Origin of the sequence: Candidatus Cryosericum hinesii, from assembly GCF_003570985.1 — a bacterium.
Classification (GTDB): domain Bacteria; phylum Caldisericota; class Caldisericia; order Cryosericales; family Cryosericaceae; genus Cryosericum; species Cryosericum hinesii.
Genome location: NZ_QXIW01000020.1, coordinates 1 through 21,053 on the forward strand (window position 1 = coordinate 1; position 21,053 = coordinate 21,053).

The following is a 21,053-nucleotide window of genomic DNA, read 5'->3' on the forward strand; positions in this document are numbered from 1 at the left end:
ATCCTCCTTGGACTCCTGCAGGCTACGAATTTCGACATCGCTCGGGCTGAGTGTGGCATCATCTATATCGACGAGATCGACAAGATTGGGCGGAAGTCCGAAAACCCGTCGATCACGCGTGATGTCAGTGGTGAAGGAGTCCAGCAGGCACTGCTCAAGATCGTGGAGGGGACCATTGCCAATGTCCCTCCTCAGGGTGGACGCAAGCATCCTCTTCAGGAGAACATCAAGTTCAACACCCGAGACGTTCTCTTTATTGGGGGTGGGACATTTGACGGACTCGACAATATCAGGAAACTGCGGTCAACTCCGAGGGAGGTTGGGTTCGTTCACGAACCCGCCGACCATGAAGGCAAGAAGCTGCTCAGTGCCGACTTTGTCAAGTTTGGCTTGTTGCCTGAGCTCGTAGGCAGATTTCCCCTGAAACTCGAGCTGCAAGAGCTATCAGTGAGTGATCTGAGACGGATTTTGGTCGAGCCGAAAAATTCGATCGTCCAGCAGTATCAGGAGCTCTTTGCCATGGACGGGGTCAGCCTGGTATTCACCGAATCCGCACTGGAACGCATAGCCGAAAAAGCAAAAGACATGGGTATGGGAGCCCGTGGTCTAAAAGCTGTAGTCGACCAGCCCATGGTGGATCTGATGTTCGAAGTTCCCTCCTTCAAGGGAGTCACGGAGGTATCCGTGGGAGACGAGTTTTTCTCGGAGTGCCATGAGATCGTTACGACGAGAACCGACGGGACGACCGAGCGCATTCCCTTGCAGGAATCCGCTTGACAGGAGACAATACCCTCAATGAGTGAACGTGATTGGGAACTATCTGAAGCGCCACTGATTCCCCTGCGGAACGTGGTGGTTTTTCCGTACCATGTCCTTCCCCTCTTTGTGGGCAGGCCAAAATCGCTGAAGAGCATCGAGTCTGCGTTGGCGGGTAATCGCAAGATTGTGCTTGTATGCCAGAAAGATGAATCGAACGAAGACCCTGGGCTTGCCGATCTCTATGATATCGGCGTCGGTGCCGAGATTCTGCAGCTGCTCAAACTGCCCGATGGGAGCGATCGAGTTCTCGTAGAGGGCGTCCGCAGGGTTCGCATCACGAACGTGCGCTCGGACGACAACGAGATGCTTGTGGCCAGCGTCGAGCCACTGCCGGCAGACGAGAAGACGTCAACGGAGCGCCAGGCTCTCATGCGTGTTGTTCTCGACCAGTTTTCCCAGTACGTCGAGTTGTCCAGGAAATTACCGTCGGAGACGGTGAACAATGTCTCCGGCGTCACGGAGCCCGACAGGTTCGCAGACCTTGTTGCGAGCAGCCTACTGCTCGGGACCGAAGACCGGCAGGCGCTGCTTGCTATACCGGATGCAGAAGAACGACTTCACCGCATCGCCGAACTCCTCGCCAAAGAGATTTATGTGCTGGAGCTTGCACGGAAGATCGAGAGCGACGTGAAAGCCAAGATCGACCAGTCCCAGCGAGAGTACTACCTCCGCGAGCAGGTCAGAGCAATCGAGAAAGAACTCGGTGAAGAGGGTGAGGAGGCCGGCGAGGTAGGAGAGTACCGGCAGAAGCTCGAGAAGATCCATATGCCTGCCTACGCCCGCGACAAGATCGAGGAAGAGCTGGCCAGACTTGCGAAAACGCCTGCGATGAGTCCAGAAAGCTCCATCATCAGAACATATCTGGACTGGCTTATTGGCCTCCCATGGGACATCAGGACTGCCGACAAGATTGACCTGAAGCGTGCACGCAAGGTTCTGGACAAGGACCACTATGGGCTTGAAGAGATTAAGGACCGGATACTCGAGTATCTTGCAGTGCGCAAGCTTTCGGACAAGGCCAAGGGTCCGATTCTTTGTTTTGTCGGGCCGCCTGGTGTTGGTAAGACATCGCTGGGCAAATCCATTGCGGAGACGCTCGACAGAAAGTTCGTCCATGTCTCCCTCGGCGGCATTCGGGACGAGGCGGAAGTGCGCGGACACCGCAGAACCTATGTTGGAGCTATGCCGGGGCGCATTATTCAGGGAATCAAGCAGGCAGGCACCAAGAATCCAGTATTCCTTCTGGATGAGATCGACAAGGTTGGCGCGGATTTCCGGGGCGACCCGACAGCTGCTCTGCTCGAGGCTCTCGATCCAGAACAGAATACGCAGTTCAGCGACCACTATATCGAAATCCCATTTGACCTTTCTGAGGTCCTTTTCCTGACGACGGCGAACGTATCGGAGACGATTCCATCTGCTCTCCTCGACCGCATGGAGGTCATTTCCCTGCCTGGATACACGGACGAGGAGAAACAGCAGATAGCTCGGCATTTCCTTCTTCCTAAGGCGATGCAGCAGCATGGACTGAAGAAGGAAGACCTTGTGATCGATGACCGAGCCGTTCTGGCGATTATCCAGCAGTACACGCGGGAAGCCGGAGTACGAGGACTCGAACGCTCGCTTGTCAGGATATGCCGCAAGGTAGCCAGAGCGAAGGTTGAGGAGAAGAAGTCGTTTACAGGCGCTACCGTTCACGCGGACGGTCTTGCGGCCTATCTGGATCTGGCCCCGTATTCCTACACGAGTCTCATCAAGGAAGCGCGCGTAGGAGTTGCATGCGGTCTTGTTGTCACCCAGTACGGTGGTGACACTGTCTATGTCGAGTCCACGCGTATGGACGGCAAGGGCAATCTTCAACTCACGGGCCAACTCGGCGACGTGATGAAGGAATCGGCCCAGGCTGCGCTCAGCTATATCCGTACGCATGCTGTCGACATTGGGCTGGACCCCCATTTCATTGAGAAGACGGATCTGCACGTGCATGTTCCGGAAGGCGCGGTCCCGAAGGAAGGGCCATCTGCCGGTGTCACGATGGCAACAGCCATGGTTTCGGCTCTCACGGGCCGGAAAGTGCGTTCAGACATAGCGATGACTGGCGAGATTACGTTGCGCGGGCAGGTGTTGCCTGTCGGCGGTATCAAGGCAAAGGTACTCGGCGCATACCGCGCAGGGATCAGGAAGCTGATCCTTCCCGAGGAGAACCGTCGCGACACGAGCAAGATCTCGCCCGATATCAGCAAGAAACTTGAGTTCACCTTTGTCAACGACATTGCACAGGTACTTGACAAGGCTCTCCTGCCGGCCGGAACAGCAAGCGGTTCCAAGCGTCGGCGCTAGGAGGAGACTGGATGGATCGCCAACAGGCCGGAACAGCTCTTCGGGAAAAGCGAACGTCGCTTGAATTGTCGCTCGAGGATGTTGCCCGCGCAACTCTCCTGCGCAAGTCCATGCTTGAATCCTTGGAAGCGGGCGGTCCACCGGAACCGAACGGGTTCTTCAAGTCATACGCACGTCGCTACGCCGAGTATCTTGGGCTGAACGGTGACGACATTGTTGCAGCGTTCGGGGGTTCTTCTGCCACCGTGGCCGTGAACCCTGACGCAGCGACTGCGCAACCTGCGAAGCTTAGTCATTCTGCGACAACTGTTCGAGCATATACGAAGAAGCGTAGCCTTGTTCCCACTGCTCTGATCGTAGTAGTGGCTCTGGTGGCTGCCGTCGTTCTGCTGTGGAGACCATGGGCGGTAACGCCCGTTGTGCCAGGAGGGCAGACCGGGCCATCGAGTACGCCGTCCGTGCCTTCGGGTACCACGCCGGTCTTGCCAACTCAGGGGGCGATAACGCTCAGATTCACCTCGACGACTCAACGTGCATGGCTAGAGATCACAGTGGACGGGAGCGTCGTTTTTTCCGGAATCCTGAGTCCGGGAGACAGCACGCAGGCTACAGGGAACCATGTTGTCGTCAACTTTGGCAATGCCATGCATACACAGGTGACGGCAAATGGTGTTGATCAGGGAGTGGCCTCTCCTGACAAGACGGTCATGACCCTTGAGTATGGTTCGCCAGCGCATACACCGTAGGCCTCGAGTTTGTATGGTCAGCCTCGGGTGCGCAAAGAACCTGGCTGACAGCGAGGCAATGCTTGGGCAAGTCATGGCGGCAGAACCAACGGCTCTGGTTTGTGCCGAGCCTCAGGATGCCGATGTTGTCGTCATTAACACGTGTGGCTTCTTGGGAGCGGCTCGTGATGAGGCTGACGAGACACTCGATGCCGTGGAGCACCTGCAGACTGAAGGGCATGTTGTACGAATTGTGGCGGTAGGGTGCTATCCACAGTTGTGGAGGGAGCAAGTCCTGAAGCGACATCCAGGATTGTACGCCGTCATGGGAGTAGACGCGATGTACCAGAAAGCGTTCTGGGAGGGCCTGCTGAAGCAGGTTCCACCTCCAGGAGTCGAGCGACCTGTCGGCTTGGATGCCATGCGGGCGTTCGAGGCGCCACGCCTTTTGAGTGGAAGCGGCTCCTATGCCTACCTCAAGATAGCGGATGGGTGCTCGCAGCGGTGTACCTACTGCACAATACCCCGGATCAAGGGGCCTCTCATCAGTCGCTCCACCGAAGTGATTCTCCGTGAGGCGGAACAGCTGGTACAGGCTGGTGCGACTGAACTCATCCTTGTTTCGCAAAACACAAGTGCCTATGGCATGGATCTGACTCCCGAACATCGTCCACAGCTTGCAGCTCTCCTTCGTGATCTCGATCAACTGTCGGGGGTCAGAATTCTGCGCGTGTTGTATCTCTACCCCACTCTGGTGACTCAGGAAGTCCTTGAGGTGATTGGTGGTTCGCGCCACATTGCTCACTACGTCGACATTCCCTTGCAGCATACGGATCCAGCTGTTCTGAAAGCGATGGGACGCCCTTGGGCGACCGGGGCGGCAGCGCGCGTGGTCAACCGCGTTCGACGGATCATCCCGGATGCAGGGATCCGGAGCACCTTTATCGTCGGGTTCCCCGGGGAGACCGAAGTGCAGTTCCAACGCCTTCTTGCCGATCTCCGTGTGCTTCGACTGGATCATGCATCAGCATTTGCCTATTCGAGGGAAGCCTTGGCGGTATCTTCACGGTTCCCGGATCAGGTGCATTGGTCGACGAAGGGCCGCCGGCTGCGTGAATTCATGGAGGTTCAGCAGAAAATCTCTTCTTCTATCAATGAGGTTCGATACCTGGGCAGAGATGTCGAGGTCATTGTCGATGGAGTGACTCAGTCAGGGATCTACGGCAGAACTTTGCTTGATGCGCCCGACGTCGACAACACCGTTGTGGTACGAACCGGTCACAAGATGCAGCCTGCAGTGGGCGATATCTGCCGGGCACGGATTACGGCGGTAGGTCCCTACGACCTTGACGGCATCCTCCTGTGAGAGCATTTGTCGCCATTCCTCTGCCAAACAGCTTCTCTGACTGGCTGCGGACCAACAGGACGAGCTTCGCTTCAACTGTTCCAAGGCTCAGACTGGTTCCCGTTGCCTCCTGTCACATTACGCTGCGGTTCCTGGGGGAGCTTCCGGATGAGCAAATCGATGACGCAGTAGGGCGTTTGTCGCTCGCGGCGACGCCAGGAACCAGTGTCGTGCTGGACAGGTTCGGCGTATTTCGGCGTGACGGGCGTCCGACCGTTCTGTGGACCGGGCCCAGCGTCATCCCCCAGGCTCTCACTGATTTGGCCGCGAAGATCGATCTCTCCTTGTCCGGGCTGGGTTCCAACGGTCGGACGGAGCATTTTGCGCCGCACGTAACGCTGGGCCGGTTTGCACCCGGTACGCGTGATGACGAGGTTGCGGCCATTGAGGCAGGGTCTGTAGAGCCATTTGTGGTTCCTGTCACAGACGTTGTTCTCTACGAGAGTATCATGGGACAGGGTCATCCGGTGTACATTGCCCGCGCTTCGGTGCGGCTTGTGTCATTTGCCGAATAAGGAGACCGAATTATACTGAACTATAAGGTTCACACCAAACGTGGAGGCTGTATGGAAAACGGAAAGATGACCGACAAGGTGCAAAAGAATGAGGTCGCCGACAGAGTCACCGATCGTGACAAAGCTCTGGCAGCTGCCATGGTACAGATAGAGAAGCAGTTTGGGAAAGGTTCAGTCATGAAGCTTGGCGATCACCCAGACAGGGCGTTGGTTCCTGCCATTTCGACCGGCAGCCTTTCCCTTGATGCCGCGCTCGGCATCGGCGGGCTTCCGCGTGGCAGGATCGTCGAGATCTATGGTCCGGAGGGAGGAGGCAAGACCACTCTTGCTCTCCAGGCAATTGCCGAGGCACAGAAAGCGGGGGGCAGGGCGGCGTTCATTGACGCTGAGCATGCTCTTGACCCCGTGTACGCCCGCAACATCGGAGTCGACGTAGACGAGCTGATCATTTCACAGCCTGACTATGCCGAGCAAGCTCTGGAGATAGCCGACATGCTTGTTCAATCAGGTGGTTTGGACGTGTTTGCTCTTGATTCTGTGGCTGCACTTGTGCCGAGAGTTGAACTCGAAGGCATGATGGGGGATCAGTTCGTGGGACTTCAGGCGCGTCTCATGTCCCAAGCTCTGCGCAAACTTGCAGGTGTTCTGAGCAAGTCACAGACGTGTGCTATCTTCATCAACCAGTTGCGCGAGAAGATTGGCGTCACGTATGGAAATCCGGAGGTCACCCCAGGTGGGCGGGCTCTGAAATTCTACTCATCCGTGAGGCTGGAAGTACGTCGCGTCGAGAGTATCACCGAGGGCGACGCGGTCATTGGCAACAAGATAAAGGTAAAGGTTGTCAAGAACAAGATGGCACCGCCCTATCGGGTGGCGCAGTTTGACATCATTTTCGGCAAGGGTATCCAGACGTTCGGCGAGGTCGTAGACTTGGCCGTGCAGTTCGACATCATCGAGAAGAGCGGGTCGTGGTATGCCTACGGCGGCACACGGCTTGCCCAGGGACGCGACAATGCTGCAGCCTACCTCAAGGAGCACCCAGACATCATGGCCGAGATAAAGGGCAAGGTCCGCGACAAGCTTTCGCCTGAAGCGGATCCAGTCCCCACAGACTAGTTCGGCAGGGTTCCTTGAAGGCACTTCGGTCGGCGTTTGCCGGATCGGAGTCTTACACACTAAGGATGGTAGATACATGCTTGGAACAAACGGGATCATCTCCTCCGCGATCTATGCGGGGATGCTGATTCTTGGTATTGTCATAGGTCTCCTCGTTGAAGGATATATCGCCAGGAACCGTGCTGAGTCGGCGCGTGAGCTCGTACGCAAGATGGAACAGGAAGCGCGTTCGAGTATCGAGGCCGAGAATGCCAAGAACAGGCTCAAGATCCAAGAAGAACTGGAAGAGAAAAAGAACAGTCTGGAGAACAAGTTCGTTGCCCGCCAGACGGAGCTGCAGAAGACGGAGCATCGTCTGATTCAGAAAGAGACCTTTCTTGACCATCGCGTTGAGCAGGTGGAGCAGAAAGACAGGGATCTCGACACAGCGCAGGAGAAGCTTCGCAGCAAGACGGAGATCCTCGAGGGTCAGCGAGTTGCTGCAGAAACTGAATTGCAGCGCATTGCGCAACTCAATCCCGAAGAGGCCCGGACGATCGTTCTAGACCGAGCCGAGAAGGACACGAGGTCCCGTGTCGCCAAGATGGTAGGCGAGGTGGTGCATGATGCTCAGCTTCAGGCTGATGCCAAGGCAGCTGAAGTCATTGCTTCGTCTATCCAGAAGATTGCCACTGCTTACGTGGGTGAGTCTACGATCAGCGTGGTTCCTCTCCCCTCCGAAGACTGGAAAGGGCGCATCATTGGCCGGGAAGGCCGGAATATCAGGGCTTTCGAGACCCTGACCGGCGTGGACCTCCTGATCGATGATACACCGGAAGCCGTTACCTTGTCCGCGTTCAACCCGATTCGACGGGAAGTAGCGCGGATTGCTCTGGAACGGTTAGTTATTGACGGGCGCATTCACCCGGCGCACATCGAGCAATTCGTCGAGGAAGCAGAACGCCAGATGGACGAGCGAGTTTTCAGCGAAGGGCAGCAAGCCGCGAATCATGTCGGCATTGCTGGTCTCTCCGACGAAATCACTCGCCTGATTGGCCGTCTGAAGTACCGCACCAGCTATGGCCAGAACGTCCTCGCGCATTCAGTGGAGGCGGCTTTCATAGCAGCCAACATCGCGTCTGAACTGAAGCTGCCTGCTGGACCAGCAAAGCGAGCCGGGTTCCTTCACGATATCGGCAAGGCTGTTGACTACGAAGTCGAAGGGCCACACGCCCTCATCGGGTCAGATATCCTGAACAAGTCTGGCGAATCCGGGGACATCGTTCATGCTGTCGCCGCACATCATGCTGACGTTCCCATGGAGACCGTTCTTGACGTCATCGTGCACGTCGCCGACGCTCTCTCTGCGTCGAGACCGGGCGCTCGTCGTGAGAGCGTTGAAAGCTATATCAAGCGCCTGGAAAAACTGGAATCTATTGCGAACTCGATACCAGGAATCAAGAAGTCCTATGCCATACAGGCGGGGCGCGAGCTCCGAATTCTGGTGGAACCCGATGAAGTTGACGAGTCCCTGGCAGCAAAGATCGCTATGGATGTTGCTCGCAAAGTGGAGCTGGAAGTCTCGTATCCGGGGCAGATCAAGGTGACCGTTGTTCGTGAGACCAGATATTCTGACTACGCAAAATAGCGCTCTCAACGGCCTGGATACTGCATATAAGCTGCCTTTCGAGAAGGATTCTCTCGGTAAACTCCCGGCTATGCCGGGGGTTTACGTCATACGGGATTCTTCTGACCGTATCATCTATGTCGGCAAAGCGAAGAATCTCCGCAAGAGAGTCGAGTCGTATTTTAGAAATGATCTGAACCCGAAAACAAGATCGATGGTGAGTAATGCCCGCTTCTTCAGTTTTATCACGGCGGGACACGAGGACCAGGCCCTGGTGCTCGAGTCGAACTTCATCAAGTGCTACAAGCCCCACTACAATATCCAGCTCATCGACGGCAAGTCGTATCCCCTTATCGAGTTGACGGGAGAAGCTTTTTCGATCCTCAGGAAGACCCGTCGCGTGACGACGGCCAGAAACCGCTACTTCGGTCCATATCCGAAGTCTGGACTGTTGAATCTTGGGCTTGACAGCCTGAGACGTGCGTTTCCAGTCAGAACGTGTCATCGACGAATCGATCCGGCGAAACCCACCAAGCCGTGCCTTGACTTTGATCTAGGTCTCTGTCTGGCGCCATGTGGGAACAGATGTTCCCAGGATGAGTATGCCGAGGTAGTTCAGAATCTGTCGGCGTTCCTGAACGGCAAGATGCGCACGTTGCTGAGGCAGCTCGAGAACAGCATGGATCAGGCATCTCGGTCGCAACAGTACGAGCGGGCGGTACGCTACCGGGACTCCTGCCTTGCGCTGAAGGGATTGTTTGAGCGGTACGCCGTGTTCGCGCCCCGGGTGCGAGACATGGATGTCTTCGCGTTTCATCAACAGGGGAATCTTGTTGCCGTTGTCCGGCAAGCGCTTCGCGAGGGACGGCTGATCGCTTCCACAGAATTTATCTATGATCTGAAAGGCAAGGGGACGCTTGATCCAGTCATGCGGGCTGATCTCATCATTGATTTCTACGACCGGTTTCATGTAGCTGCTCCGGCCCGGATAGCTGTCGACGCTGTGGGCGCCGAAGCGACAATTGTGCGCGAGCGGCTGCGGGAGGCTCTTGGGGCCGCAATTTCCCTGGCGTCGCCACGTTCGACAGAAACCTCGCGTCTCCTGCGCTTTGCAACTGAGAACGCGGAACAGAAACTGATTGCCTCAACACGGGCGAGTGACATCCCTGCGCAGCTGTCCGTTCTGAAAGCGGTATTGGACCTTGAACGCATGCCGGTGCGTATCGAGGGTTATGACGTATCGAACATCTCAGGAAAGGACGCCACCGTTTCCATGGTCGTTTTTGTAGCCGGCAAACCGGCAAAGGATCAGTATAGACTGTTCAACATGCACTCCCTGGATACGCCGAACGATCCGGCAATGCTGGCAGAGGCTCTTGCTCGGCGCTTCGCAAGATGGAGCGACATTACGTTCGGTGATCCTGCGAATCTGCTGCTGATCGACGGCGGGCTTTCGCAACTGGGAGCCGTATGCGCTGTGCGCGACAATGCTGGGGTGAATGTGCCTGTTGTGGGCATTGCCAAGAAGGAAGAACTCCTGTACCGCGAAGGAACACTGGAACCGGTACGGCTCTCACATGATTCCGGCGCTTTGCTGTTGCTTATGGCGGTTCGGGACGAAGCTCATCGCTTTGGCAAGCGAGAGTTCCACAAACGCCACGAACGTCCTCTGAAGCACCGCTGATTTCGAAAGGAGACCTTATGGACCTCATCATTCGCCTATTGCTGAATGCTTCGGTTTTCTTGCTCGTCAGCCGGGTAGTCCCCGGATTCGAGGTTGCCTCGCTATGGACGGCGTTATGGGCCGCACTCATCTTCGGGTTCGTGAACGCTCTCATTCGCCCGATTCTGCTCGCCATAAGCCTTCCACTGAGCATTCTGAGTCTTGGACTGTTCACGCTTGTCATCGACGCGGCGGTCATGGCCCTGACAGCATGGCTGGTCCCGGGCTTTGACGTGCATGGATTCCTGGCGGCGCTCATCGGGTGGGTGCTCGTGTCCTTCGGGAGCATGATTGTTTCATCTTTGCTCAGAGACAACGGAGGGAAGCGGAAATGAGTCCACAGATGCTTGGCGACTTCCACGTCCATACCGTCTTCTCCGGACATGCGTTCTCTACGCTTCAGGAAGTAGTTGTTGCAGCACAGCAGCGTGGCCTGAAGTATCTTGCTATTACGGATCATGGGCCTGCGCGCCCGGACGGACCCAAGTTGGACTACTTCAAGAACCTCAACAGGCAGGACACTCTGCGCCAGTTGCCCGGGATCCGGGTACTCATAGGGGTCGAAGCCAACATCATCAATCCGTGGGGCGACCTGGACATGCCTGAGAAGTTGTTGTATGAGCTCGACATCGTCATTGCCGGGTTCCACAATTCCACAGGATACGGGGGCTCGTCGGTTTCAGAGAACACGGGAGCTCTTGTCAAGGCTATCGAGAGAAACCGGATAACGGTCGTGGCTCATATCGGTGACCCCCGTTTCCCATATCCGGTAGACCTCGAAGAGTCGATTGCGGCCGCAGCAGCAAAAGGAGTGCTTGTCGAGCTGAACCAGTCGGCGCTTCATACTTGGAAAGACGTCAACGTTGCTCACTACGAGCGCGTCTTGGAGCTCCTCGGCAAATATCATGCCCCGATTCTGATGAGCTCGGATTCGCACATCTCCTACAGCGTAGGCATTGTGTCGGAGTGCGAGAGGCTTCTGGTTGCACACGGCATCGATCCAGCTTCTACCGTGAACTACTCGGAAGAGCTGATCCAGCAGTACCTGGTTCCCCGGTCATGAGCGGCGAAGGCATCGCACGAACGGCCGTCATTGTAAGCGTTCGCAGGATCGGTGAGATCGTCGACCCTGACCGCCCTGGAGAAACACGACAGCTGGCCGAAGGCCTCGGAGTGGAAGTACTCGAGTCCAAAACTTATGTGCAACGGATCCCTCAGCGGTTCCTGCTTGGCAAGGGGCAGGTCGAAGAGTTGCATGAGCTGCTGCAAGCTCTACGGGCGGATCTTGTCATTTTCGATTCTGAGCTTACGCCTCCGCAGTACCGTCACATGATCGATTTTCTCGAGAGTTCGGTGATGGACCGTACCAGGCTCATTCTGGAGACGTTCGCTGCTCATGCGCACACGGGCGAAGCGAAGAAGCGTGTGCAGATTGCAGAGCGTATGTTTGAGCTCGGGCAGCTGCGTGCAATGAATGCAGGGTATGACCAGCAGGCAGGCTATATCGGCATGCGCGGACCAGGCGAGACCCTGTTTCAAAAGCGCCGCAGAGCGAAGAGATCGGAGATCCATGATCTCCGTAAAGAGGTGAAGGAAGTCGATACGCGGTATGCCATCAAGACGCACACTCGACAGGAATCGGCGATTGCAAAAGTCGCTGTCGTAGGATATACGAATGTGGGCAAGAGCACGTTAATCAATCTGCTGGCCGGGTCTGAGCTGCTGGCCGAGAACAAGCTGTTTGCGACGCTAGACACAGCGGCAAGACCAGCTCACTTCGGACGCCAATCCGCCGTTCTGATCGATACGGTCGGGTTTATCCGGGACCTGCCAGAATCACTGATGGATTCATTTCGTTCGACTCTCGCGGAATCCCGTGATGCGGATCTCCTCCTGCATGTCGTGGATGCGGGCGTGCGGGATCTGCAAGAGCGTATTCACGTCGTTGACACCGTTCTGGCACGCATTGGCTGCGCCGACATTCCTCGAGTGCTGGTCTTCAACAAGATCGATATCGTTGATCAGGCCAGGCGGGAGAAGGTACTCCTCATCGGGACGGGGTTCATGATCTCTGCTACGACGCTCGAGGGTGTCGATCGACTCAAGGACCATATTGCAGAAGTCCTGCTCCGTCGTGTGGTGCACGGGCGATACGTCATCCCGTTCACTGAACCGGGAGTGCGAGCTGAAATTTATGCCGGTGCAGTTGTTCTGAATGAGAGACTCACCGCGCGCAGCTGGATCATCGAAGCTGCCGGCGCAGCCCCCGGCGCTCGTCTCCCTCACCGTTTCCTGCGAAAGGACTGATCAGCAGCCACCCAGTTCTCTGAAACCCATCATGTGAATGCCTGCGAGCCCCGGCTCTATTGGCAACGGGGGCTGCATCCATATAATACACTCTGCCGAACTGAAGACCGATGCATGACGTCGGCGTACAACGGTATGGAAACAAGGAGTAGTGCAAAGCGTGAATATACGGGACTTCGACTACGAGCTGCCAGAAGGGTTGATCGCCCAGACACCCCTTGAACAGCGCGACCTTGCGCGTCTCATGGTCGTGGACCGGGCGGCCGGGACAATCGAGCACGGAGTGTTTCGCGATCTTCTGTCGTACCTTCATCCTCATGATGTCGTTGTCGTCAACGATACGCGCGTCAACGAGGCCAGTTTCAGTTGCCGGAAGGACAGCACAGGTGCAACGATTGATGTCCTTCTGACCGGGCGGCGTTCGCCGACGAGATTCCAGGCACTGGTCAGGCCATTGAAGCGCCTTCACACGGGGGAGACGTGCACTGTTACATCTGATGTCAGCCTGCGACTGCTGGAACGCAACGACGACGGTGACGCGATGCTCGAGTTCTCTCGTGATCCATACACCAGTGAAGAATTCCGGGCCATAGCACGTGTTCAGATTCCACCCTACATCAAGCAGTTTCCCCGTGACCCTGGAGCCTATCAGACGGTTTATGCCCGTGAGCCAGGATCGGTCGCGGCACCGACCGCAGGGTTGCATTTCACGCCGGAGCTGCTAGACAACGTAAGAGGTCTGGGAGTCGACATCGAGCACGTTACGCTCGATGTCGGGCTGGGAACATTTCAGCCGGTCCGCGTCGACACCGTCGAAGACCACCACATGCATACCGAGCGGTTTACACTGCCTGAGGAAACGGCAAGGGCCGTCAACGCAGCTCGTGTAAACCACGCAGCCGTAACTGCCATCGGCACGACGGTCGCCAGGACACTCGAGTCATGCATCAACCCGGATGGGACCGTCAGAGCAGGCAGTGGAGAGACTAGCATCTTCATCTATCCTCCTCATGAGTTCCATGGGTTCGACCATCTGGTTACGAATTTTCATCTCCCGAAATCGACCCTGCTGATGCTCGTTGGGGCGTATATGGGCATGGATCTCATGTGGAAAGCATATCATGAGGCGATCAGCGAGCGATACCGTTTCTTCAGCTTTGGCGATGCCATGCTGATCCTCTAGGCAGCTGGCATGGCTATATTCGAAACGACTTGTCAGAGTTCCACGGGACGCGAACGTACGGGGATCCTGACGACTGCCCATGGCACTGTGAGAACGCCTGTTTTCATGCCTGTCGGCACACAGGCGACCATCAAGGGACTTACCCCAGAACAGGTGAGGGAGATCGGGTTCGAGATCATTCTCTCGAACACCTACCACCTGTATCTCCAGCCAGGAGACGACGTCGTGCATGAAGCGGGCGGCCTCCATCGATTCATGCACTGGGACTGGAGCATCCTCACGGACAGCGGTGGTTTCCAGGCGATGAGTCTCTCCCGAATCAGCAAGAAAAGTGACGAAGGCATCGAGTTCCAGTCATTTATCGATGGCTCGAGGCATATGTTCACACCAGAACGCGTGATCGCCATCGAGAAGAACCTGGACTCCGACGTGGTCATGCCTCTGGATATCTGTACGCAATATCCCTCAGAGCGCGTCACAGCAGAGAAAGACCTTGCGCGAACTGTCTCCTGGTTCGGGCGGGCGAAGAAAGCGATGGGCGAGTCGCATCAACTGCTGTTTGGGATCACGCAGGGTGGCTTCTATGGCGACCTCAGGGAGGAGTCGACTGAGCGTATCATGGAGCTGGAACCGCAGGGATTTGCCATAGGAGGTCTCAGCGTAGGCGAAGAGCGTCAGTTGACCATGGACATGCTGGATCATAGCTTGCTTCATGTCCCCGACGATTGCCCAAGGTACTTCATGGGAATGGGCGATCCGATCGGGATTCTGGAGATCATCAGCCGCGGTGTCGACATGTTCGACTGTGTTCTGCCCACGAGGGTAGCTCGCAATCAGATGGTCTTCACCCGAGATGGCGTCGTCAAGATCTCCAAGAAGATCTACGAACGAGACTTCCGCCCTATCGACGAAGACTGTTCATGCTACATGTGTCGCAACTACACCCGGGCATATCTGCGGCATCTGTTCAAGGCCAACGAGATGCTCGCGGGAACGCTTGCGACCATTCACAACCTCCAGTTCCTTCAGACGATGATTGGCGAAATCCGCGATGCGATTGCGGCCGGCACCTTTGCCGAGTACAAGCACGCATTCATCGAGCGGTACACAGCATCGTCCGACAGGGCATGGTGAGCGTCTCGCAGTGCTCATTGCTGCATTGACACTGAGTCCTATTTGATGTACATTTGATGTGTTGTCGAAACGAGGAGGAACCATAATGCGGTCGAAAGTAACAGCAAGCCTTATTCTTGTGATTGTCGTGGCTATTGTCGCTGGTGTGATCAACTACCAGGGATTGATTGCCAAGAACACGAAGCTGGTCCCGAAGCTGGGGCTTGATCTCAGAGGCGGCGTGCGCATCGTGCTCGAGGCGCAAGACACGGAGTCGGCAAAGGCGACGAACGACGCGATCAACGCGGCGGTCAGCGTCATCGACAAGCGGGTCAACGCTCTCGGAGTCAGCGAGGCGGTCGCCGTTCGTGAGGGCGCCAACTCAAAGCGTATCATGGTGGAGCTTCCTGGTTGGGAGGATCCCGAACGGGCCAAAGAGATTATTGGCAAGACTGCACTTCTCGAGTTCAAGACCGAGGATGGCAAGGTCGTTGTCAGTGGCAAGAACCTGACGGATGCCAAGCTCGTGTTCAGTCAGGCGCAGGACAGTCTTGGCGAACCCCAGATTGCTTTTACGCTGGACGCGGTGGGCAAGGCTGCCTTTGCGACGGCTACTCAGGCGAACATCGGGAAGAAGATCAGTATCTACCTTGATAGCCAAGTACTGATGAGCCCCACAGTCGAGACAGCTATCACCGACGGTCAGGGTGTCATCAGCGGAGGGTTCACCGCTGAGCAGGCCAGCAACGATGCACTGTTGCTGAAGAGTGGTTCGCTTCCTGTTAAGCTGGTTGCGATCTCCGAGGAAGTCGTTGGACCTTCGCTCGGCAATGCTTTTGTCCGCCGCAGTGCGCTGGCGGCAGTGATTGCCTTTCTCCTCGTGGTCATCTGGATGTTCGTCATGTACCGGTATCTGGGCCTCGTCTCCGGCATTGCTCTTATCATCTATGCCGACATTCTCATGGCTGCATATCTCGTGTTGCATGCAACACTCTCGCTGCCCGCCATCGGTGGTGCAATTCTATCCATCGGAATGGCAGTGGATGCCAACTGTATCATCTTCGAGCGCATTCGTGAAGAACTTGGGATGAAGAAAACCGTAAAGAGTGCAATTGGTGCTGGCTTCTCCCGGGCGTTCCGTGCTGTATTTGACTCCAACCTGACCGTGCTCGTGGGCACCGCATTCCTGTTCTATTTCGGTAGCGGCACTGTGCGCGGGTTTGCCGTGACGCTTGCTCTCGGTGTTCTTGCCAGTATGTTCACGGCTGTGTTTGCCAGCCATATGCTGGTCGACCTCCTGCTCACTCCTGGCATTGTCAGGAACAGCCGGAAATTCCTCGGTTAGGCGGTGCAGCTATGACATTCAGAGAGAGAATCCTGACGTGGGACATCATTGGCAGGACACGCACGTGGTTTACTATGTCATCTGTCATTATTGTGATTGGCATCGTGGCCATGGTTGTCAATACGGTCAGCTTTGGGTCGCCGCTGAAGTTTGGCATTGACTTCATAGGCGGAACACTCATCAACGCATCCTTCGAGAAAGCTCCTGATGAGGCAGTCGTCCGCGACATACTTTCAGCCAACGGCTACAGTAACGTTACGGTCCAACGGGCTGGAGCAAAGGGCATTACGATGAAGGTGGAGGCAAGTGAGATTGACCCCGCTGTCAGTGGGAAGATCATCAGTGACATTGTCGCGAAGTATGGCGCCGTTGATGCAGGCACCGAGGAAATCACCTCCATAGCACCAGTCATTGGGCGTGACCTCCTACGTCGATCCAGCTTGGCATTAGCCCTTTCGTTGCTGTTTACCTTGCTCTACATCACGATTCGTTTCAAATTCTCATTCGGTCTTGCAACGATCCTTGGCATGGTGCATGACATCCTCGTTGCCCTCGGCATCCTGGCCGTTTTCCGGGTTCCTCTCAACGCACCCTTTGTTGGTGCTTTTCTTGCGATCATTACTTATTCCGTGCAGGATGGTGTCGTGGTCATGGACCGCATCCGCGAGAAGTTGCGATATCGGGCGAAAGAACCTTTCGATAAGCTTGCAAACGCTGCAGTCACAGAGACGTGGATGCGGTCGTTCAACACGTCCTTTACGACGTTTCTCGCCGTACTCGTTCTGTTCATAATGGGCGGAGCTCCAATTCGTGACTTCTCGACAACACTGTTGGTGGGTATCATCTCTGGAACCTACTCTTCTATCTATATTTCTACGCCTCTACTGGTATTGTGGGTGCAGGGTAGAGAGAAGGCAGCTGCTTTGCAGAAGGCATAATGCTTCCAGGGCTCCCAGTTGACAAAGGACAATGCAGGGAGGCACAATGAACCTGAGAGATTACATACGCGACATACCTGACTTTCCTCAGAAGGGGATTGTGTTCAGGGACCTGACGCCACTCATGGGCGATGCCGACGCGTTCGCATTTGCGGTTGACGAACTGGCGAAGCAGTTCAGAACAGACCGCATTAATAAGATAGTCGGGGTGGAAGCGAGGGGTTTCATCATCGGTGCTGCGCTGGCCTACGCGCTGCACGTTGGTTTTGTGCCGGCCCGCAAGCCGGGGAAACTTCCCTACAAATCAGTTCGGAAAGAATATGAGCTCGAGTACGGCGTGTCGATCCTTGAGATGCATGAAGATGCCATCAAGCCCGGCGAGCGCGTGCTCATCGTCGACGACCTGCTGGCGACGGGTGGCACCGTCAGCGCGACTGCCGACCTTGTCCAATCATTGGGCGGCGACATTGTCGCGTATGCGTTTCTGGTGACTCTGAAGGACCTCGGCGGAACCAGCAAGCTGAGTGGTGGAAGGGTTGTCTCGTTGCTTGACCTTTGAAGCTTGACACTGAGTTTGACGTCGACGAGGAGTTTGAGACTCTCATAGCGACGCTTCGAGGCTGGCTCTCCCCAGAGGAGGTCGGCCTCGTTGAACGAGCGTTTGTGTTTGCGCGCCAGAGGCATGGGAATCAGAAACGTGCTTCTGGCGCTCCCTATATGCTCCATCCGGTCAAAGCCGCACTGGTGCTGGCCGGTTATCGTCTGGATGCTGAGACCTACGCCGCCTGCCTGCTGCATGATGTTCTAGAGGACACCCAGACGACGGGCAAGGAGCTGGAGGACGGATTTGGCTCCAAGGTCGCATCATTGGTGGAGGGCGTTACCAAGCTCCACGGGCTGAACTACCTGTCCCGCGAGGAAAACAACCTCGAGAACGTCCGCAAGATCCTCCTTGCCATGGCTGCAGACTTGCGAGTGGTCCTGATCAAGCTTGCCGACCGGCTGCACAACATGCGGACGTTGCAATATCTAAGCGAGGACAAGCAACAGCGTATTGCCCAGGAGACCATGGAGATCTACGTTCCTCTCGCTCATCGACTTGGGATATACGAACTCAAGTGGGAAATGGAGGATCTCGCATTCCGCTACCTGAACCCCGATGAGTATCGGAGATTGGCTGGACTTGTTGCTGCCAAGCGGGCTGAGCGGGAAGCATTTGTAAAGGAAACGATCGGCCAGATCGACCATTTCCTGGAAGAAAAGGATATCCACGCTCAGGTCTCGGGCCGGCCAAAGAACCTGTACAGTATCTACCGCAAGATGGTTCAGCAGGGCAAGACATTTGACGAGATATACGATCTCATTGCGGTGCGGATTCTTGTCAACACGATCCCTGAATGCTACCTCGTTCTGGGATACGTGCACGAAGCATTCACTGTCGTTCCCGGGCGGGTGAAGGACTATATCGCTCTTCCAAAACCGAATGGTTATCAATCGCTGCATACGACTGTGATGGGCTCCAATGGAGAACCGCTGGAGATCCAGATCCGGACCAAGCGGATGCACGAAGTCGATGAGATGGGCGTGGCTGCCCACTGGAAGTATAAGGAAGGTAAGGCGGCCGATCTGGTCGATTCAGAGCGGTTCGCCTGGCTGCGCCAGATGGTGGACTGGCAGAGAGATGTCCGCAGTAGCGGAGAGTTCGTGGAGCGAGTCAAGGTAGATGTGTTTTCGGACGAGGTCCTCGTCTTCACGCCCAAAGGAGACGTCATCAACCTGCCGGTTGGCTCCACTCCAGTGGATTTTGCCTATCACGTCCATACGGACGTAGGCAACAACTTGGTTGGGGCAAAAGTCAACGATCGCATTGTGCCTATCGATACGGAACTCGTGACTGGAGACCGCGTACAGATAATTACCTCGCGGAATTCCGGAGGGCCGAAGTCAGACTGGCTGCAGTTTGTCAAGGCGGCCTCGACAAAGGGGCATATCCGGGCATATCTACGGAAGAAAGAACTGGAGCATTCAACCCCCGAGAAGCTGGACGTGGAGGAGCGCCCGCGCACGGTCGCGACGCGTCCGTCGCTGTCGGGCCGGCGGACTGCTGCAGACAGTGGCTTCCGCATCGTCGTTCGAGGTGACGCGACGCTTCCGATTATCATGGCCACATGTTGCAGTCCTTCATATCCTGATGAGATTCTGGGTTACGTGACGCGGGGCAGAGGCGTCACAATTCACAGAGTTGATTGCGCTAATATTCCATCGCTAGCCATGGAGCCGGAGCGTCTTGTCGACGCTCACTGGGAGATGATCCCTCGGAAAGTACGTGAACGAACTATTGTCATCGAGACCATGAATGTCCCCGGCGTGCTCTATCAGGTGTCTGAGGAGTTTGCCAAGAGAGACATCAACATCAAGTACATGAAGAATGCCGAACATCTCTCCATGTTCAGGAAGAAAGGTGAGGCACCGCGCACACAGATCAAGATCGTCGCGGAATTCGCTGACGAAGCCGTCTATCGACAGACGATGGAAGCGCTCAGAGAACTTACGTCTGTGATTTCCGTCAACCAGCAGTAGAGATTGGACGTCGGTCGTGATCTGAAATTGCCGTGGATGGAGGACTGACCCGTCTGTCTCCCGTGTGAGTACATGATTTGCTGGGGAGCAAGTTGTGTCTACTATGTAGTAATGCTCTGATCGACATTGGCGATTCTGCGCAAGAGCCGTGAGCCGTGCCAATTGACAAGGAGGCGCTTGATGCTGTGTCCAAGTTGCGGAAAGACAATTCCTGACGGCTCCACCTCATGTCCTTGCTGTGGGACGAAGCTCCCAAGCGGAAAGGCGAAGGTTGCAGCGCTCATCCCCTACCGAAAGGGTCGCAGATGGGGATTCTGCAACCAAGGTGGAGATATGGCAATACCGGCCATTTACGATAACGTAGATGACTTCTGCGAGGGTCTTGCGCGCGTCAAACTTAACGGTGAATATGGCTACATCGATGATAAAGGGGACATGGTAATACCGGCGATGTTTGATGGTGCAGGTTCTTTCGCCGGGGGTCTTGCGCGTGTCATCGGACTCAACGACAAATGGGGTTTCGTCGACGCCAGAGGCAATATGGCAATACCGGCCATCTACGATGGCGCCCTTTCCTTCCGGGAAGGTCTTGCGCGGGTCAATCTGAACGGTAAGTGGGGTTTCGTCGACGCCAGAGGCAATATGGCAATACCGGCCATCTACGATTACGCAGATGACTTCAGCGAGGGTCTTGCGCGCGTCAACCTCTATGGCAAAGGGGGCTTTCTCGATGTTGGGGGAGAAATGGCAATCCCTGCGATCTATGATGGCGCAGATTCCTTCGCCGAGGGCCTTGCCCGTGTCGTAGTTAACGAGAAACAGGGCTTCATTGACATCATGGGGCAGACGGTGGTACCCCCAGTCTATGACGACGCCGATGACTTCAGCGAGGGTCTTGCGCGCGTCACAATCGATGGAAAATGGGGCTTCATCGACGTGAAAGGGACAATGGTCATACCTGCTGCCTATGAGAGCGCGCTTTCTTACAACGGTGGCCTTGCGTGTGTCGAAGTCGACGGCAAATACGGCTTCATGGACACCAATGGGAGGATGGCAATACCCGCTATCTATGAGTGGGCACGTTCCTTCAGCGAAGGCCTTGCGCCTGTCGCTCTCAACGGCAAATGGGGCTTCGTTGACGCGAAAGGAGGCATGGTAATTGCCGCCATGTTTGATCGCACAGATGACTTCTGCAGGGGGCTCGCTCGGGTCGAAGTCAAGGGCACATACGGCTACATCGACAGCGAAGGCACACGATACTGGAACGACTGACAGACTGAGGGAAATCCGCGCCTGTCGAGAAGTCTCTATCAACGCATCAGCCGGCAATATCGTCAG

Annotated in this window: 18 protein-coding genes; all 18 read left to right on the forward strand. The window is 55.9% G+C overall.

Annotated features, from left to right (window positions below):
• Positions 1–777 (forward strand): AAA family ATPase (locus tag SMC3_RS03475; protein WP_165846542.1); only part of this gene is annotated, 777 nt, incomplete at its 5' end.
• A gap of 18 nt (positions 778–795) precedes the next feature.
• Positions 796–3,159 (forward strand): endopeptidase La, encoded by a 2,364-nt coding sequence (gene lon / locus SMC3_RS03480; protein WP_119089829.1) that lies wholly within the window; start codon positions 796–798, stop codon positions 3,157–3,159.
• Between the two features lie 11 nt (positions 3,160–3,170).
• Positions 3,171–3,905: a helix-turn-helix domain-containing protein gene (locus tag SMC3_RS03485; RefSeq protein WP_119087391.1), complete on the forward strand. Its 735-nt coding sequence runs from the start codon at positions 3,171–3,173 to the stop codon at positions 3,903–3,905.
• Between the two features lie 13 nt (positions 3,906–3,918).
• Entirely contained in the window at positions 3,919–5,250 is a 1,332-nt protein-coding gene (gene rimO / locus SMC3_RS03490; protein ID WP_165846543.1) for a 30S ribosomal protein S12 methylthiotransferase RimO, read from the forward strand.
• Positions 5,247–5,804, forward strand: a complete 558-nt coding sequence (thpR, locus tag SMC3_RS03495) for an RNA 2',3'-cyclic phosphodiesterase (protein WP_119087393.1) — start codon at positions 5,247–5,249, stop codon at positions 5,802–5,804. Before rimO ends, thpR begins: the two co-directional genes overlap by 4 nt.
• A gap of 51 nt (positions 5,805–5,855) precedes the next feature.
• Positions 5,856–6,920 carry a recombinase RecA gene (gene recA, locus SMC3_RS03500; RefSeq protein WP_165846544.1) on the forward strand — a complete coding sequence of 355 codons (1,065 nt, stop codon included), beginning with the start codon at positions 5,856–5,858 and terminating at the stop codon, positions 6,918–6,920.
• A gap of 76 nt (positions 6,921–6,996) precedes the next feature.
• Complete coding sequence (rny, locus tag SMC3_RS03505; RefSeq protein ID WP_119087394.1) at positions 6,997–8,547, forward strand: ribonuclease Y; 1,551 nt, start codon at positions 6,997–6,999, stop codon at positions 8,545–8,547.
• Positions 8,516–10,210 (forward strand): excinuclease ABC subunit UvrC, encoded by a 1,695-nt coding sequence (uvrC, locus tag SMC3_RS03510; RefSeq protein ID WP_126850785.1) that lies wholly within the window; start codon positions 8,516–8,518, stop codon positions 10,208–10,210. Before rny ends, uvrC begins: the two co-directional genes overlap by 32 nt.
• Before the next feature lie 17 nt (positions 10,211–10,227).
• Complete coding sequence (locus SMC3_RS03515; protein WP_119087396.1) at positions 10,228–10,584, forward strand: phage holin family protein; 357 nt, start codon at positions 10,228–10,230, stop codon at positions 10,582–10,584.
• On the forward strand, positions 10,581–11,312 hold the full coding sequence (locus tag SMC3_RS03520) for a PHP domain-containing protein (RefSeq protein WP_119087397.1): 732 nt from the start codon (positions 10,581–10,583) through the stop codon (positions 11,310–11,312). The genes SMC3_RS03515 and SMC3_RS03520 overlap by 4 nt, the downstream gene beginning before the upstream one ends.
• Positions 11,309–12,556: a GTPase HflX gene (gene hflX / locus SMC3_RS03525; RefSeq protein WP_119087398.1), complete on the forward strand. Its 1,248-nt coding sequence runs from the start codon at positions 11,309–11,311 to the stop codon at positions 12,554–12,556. Before SMC3_RS03520 ends, hflX begins: the two co-directional genes overlap by 4 nt.
• A 160-nt stretch (positions 12,557–12,716) precedes the next feature.
• Positions 12,717–13,739 (forward strand): tRNA preQ1(34) S-adenosylmethionine ribosyltransferase-isomerase QueA, encoded by a 1,023-nt coding sequence (gene queA, locus SMC3_RS03530; RefSeq protein WP_119087399.1) that lies wholly within the window; start codon positions 12,717–12,719, stop codon positions 13,737–13,739.
• Between the two features lie 9 nt (positions 13,740–13,748).
• Positions 13,749–14,873, forward strand: coding sequence for a tRNA guanosine(34) transglycosylase Tgt (tgt, locus tag SMC3_RS03535; protein WP_119087400.1), 1,125 nt, complete (start codon positions 13,749–13,751; stop codon positions 14,871–14,873).
• A gap of 85 nt (positions 14,874–14,958) precedes the next feature.
• Positions 14,959–16,197 carry a protein translocase subunit SecD gene (gene secD, locus SMC3_RS03540; RefSeq protein ID WP_119089830.1) on the forward strand — a complete coding sequence of 413 codons (1,239 nt, stop codon included), beginning with the start codon at positions 14,959–14,961 and terminating at the stop codon, positions 16,195–16,197.
• Positions 16,198–16,208: 11 nt separating this feature from the next.
• A complete protein-coding gene (gene secF, locus SMC3_RS03545) occupies positions 16,209–17,135 on the forward strand; it encodes a protein translocase subunit SecF (protein ID WP_119087402.1) in 927 nt (308 codons plus the stop codon).
• A gap of 46 nt (positions 17,136–17,181) precedes the next feature.
• The gene (locus tag SMC3_RS03550; protein WP_119087403.1) at positions 17,182–17,694 is read left to right on the forward strand and encodes an adenine phosphoribosyltransferase; all 513 of its coding nucleotides are present in this window, start codon (positions 17,182–17,184) and stop codon (positions 17,692–17,694) included.
• On the forward strand, positions 17,691–19,715 hold the full coding sequence (locus SMC3_RS03555; RefSeq protein WP_119089831.1) for a RelA/SpoT family protein: 2,025 nt from the start codon (positions 17,691–17,693) through the stop codon (positions 19,713–19,715). The genes SMC3_RS03550 and SMC3_RS03555 overlap by 4 nt, the downstream gene beginning before the upstream one ends.
• 180 nt (positions 19,716–19,895) lie before the next feature.
• A complete protein-coding gene (locus tag SMC3_RS03560; RefSeq protein WP_119089832.1) occupies positions 19,896–20,987 on the forward strand; it encodes a WG repeat-containing protein in 1,092 nt (363 codons plus the stop codon).
• Positions 20,988–21,053: the final 66 nt, after the last annotated feature.

What these genes read in the sequence shown, in the direction of transcription:
- lon (WP_119089829.1), top strand. Translation starts at nt 796, where the DNA reads ATGAGTGAACGTGATTGGGAACTATCTGAAGCGCCACTGATTCCCCTG.
- SMC3_RS03485 (WP_119087391.1), top strand. Translation starts at nt 3,171, where the DNA reads ATGGATCGCCAACAGGCCGGAACAGCTCTTCGGGAAAAGCGAACGTCG.
- rimO (WP_165846543.1), top strand. Translation starts at nt 3,919, where the DNA reads ATGGTCAGCCTCGGGTGCGCAAAGAACCTGGCTGACAGCGAGGCAATG.
- recA (WP_165846544.1), top strand. Translation starts at nt 5,856, where the DNA reads ATGGAAAACGGAAAGATGACCGACAAGGTGCAAAAGAATGAGGTCGCC.
- rny (WP_119087394.1), top strand. Translation starts at nt 6,997, where the DNA reads ATGCTTGGAACAAACGGGATCATCTCCTCCGCGATCTATGCGGGGATG.
- SMC3_RS03515 (WP_119087396.1), top strand. Translation starts at nt 10,228, where the DNA reads ATGGACCTCATCATTCGCCTATTGCTGAATGCTTCGGTTTTCTTGCTC.
- SMC3_RS03520 (WP_119087397.1), top strand. Translation starts at nt 10,581, where the DNA reads ATGAGTCCACAGATGCTTGGCGACTTCCACGTCCATACCGTCTTCTCC.
- hflX (WP_119087398.1), top strand. Translation starts at nt 11,309, where the DNA reads ATGAGCGGCGAAGGCATCGCACGAACGGCCGTCATTGTAAGCGTTCGC.
- tgt (WP_119087400.1), top strand. Translation starts at nt 13,749, where the DNA reads ATGGCTATATTCGAAACGACTTGTCAGAGTTCCACGGGACGCGAACGT.
- secD (WP_119089830.1), top strand. Translation starts at nt 14,959, where the DNA reads ATGCGGTCGAAAGTAACAGCAAGCCTTATTCTTGTGATTGTCGTGGCT.
- secF (WP_119087402.1), top strand. Translation starts at nt 16,209, where the DNA reads ATGACATTCAGAGAGAGAATCCTGACGTGGGACATCATTGGCAGGACA.
- SMC3_RS03550 (WP_119087403.1), top strand. Translation starts at nt 17,182, where the DNA reads ATGAACCTGAGAGATTACATACGCGACATACCTGACTTTCCTCAGAAG.
- SMC3_RS03560 (WP_119089832.1), top strand. Translation starts at nt 19,896, where the DNA reads ATGCTGTGTCCAAGTTGCGGAAAGACAATTCCTGACGGCTCCACCTCA.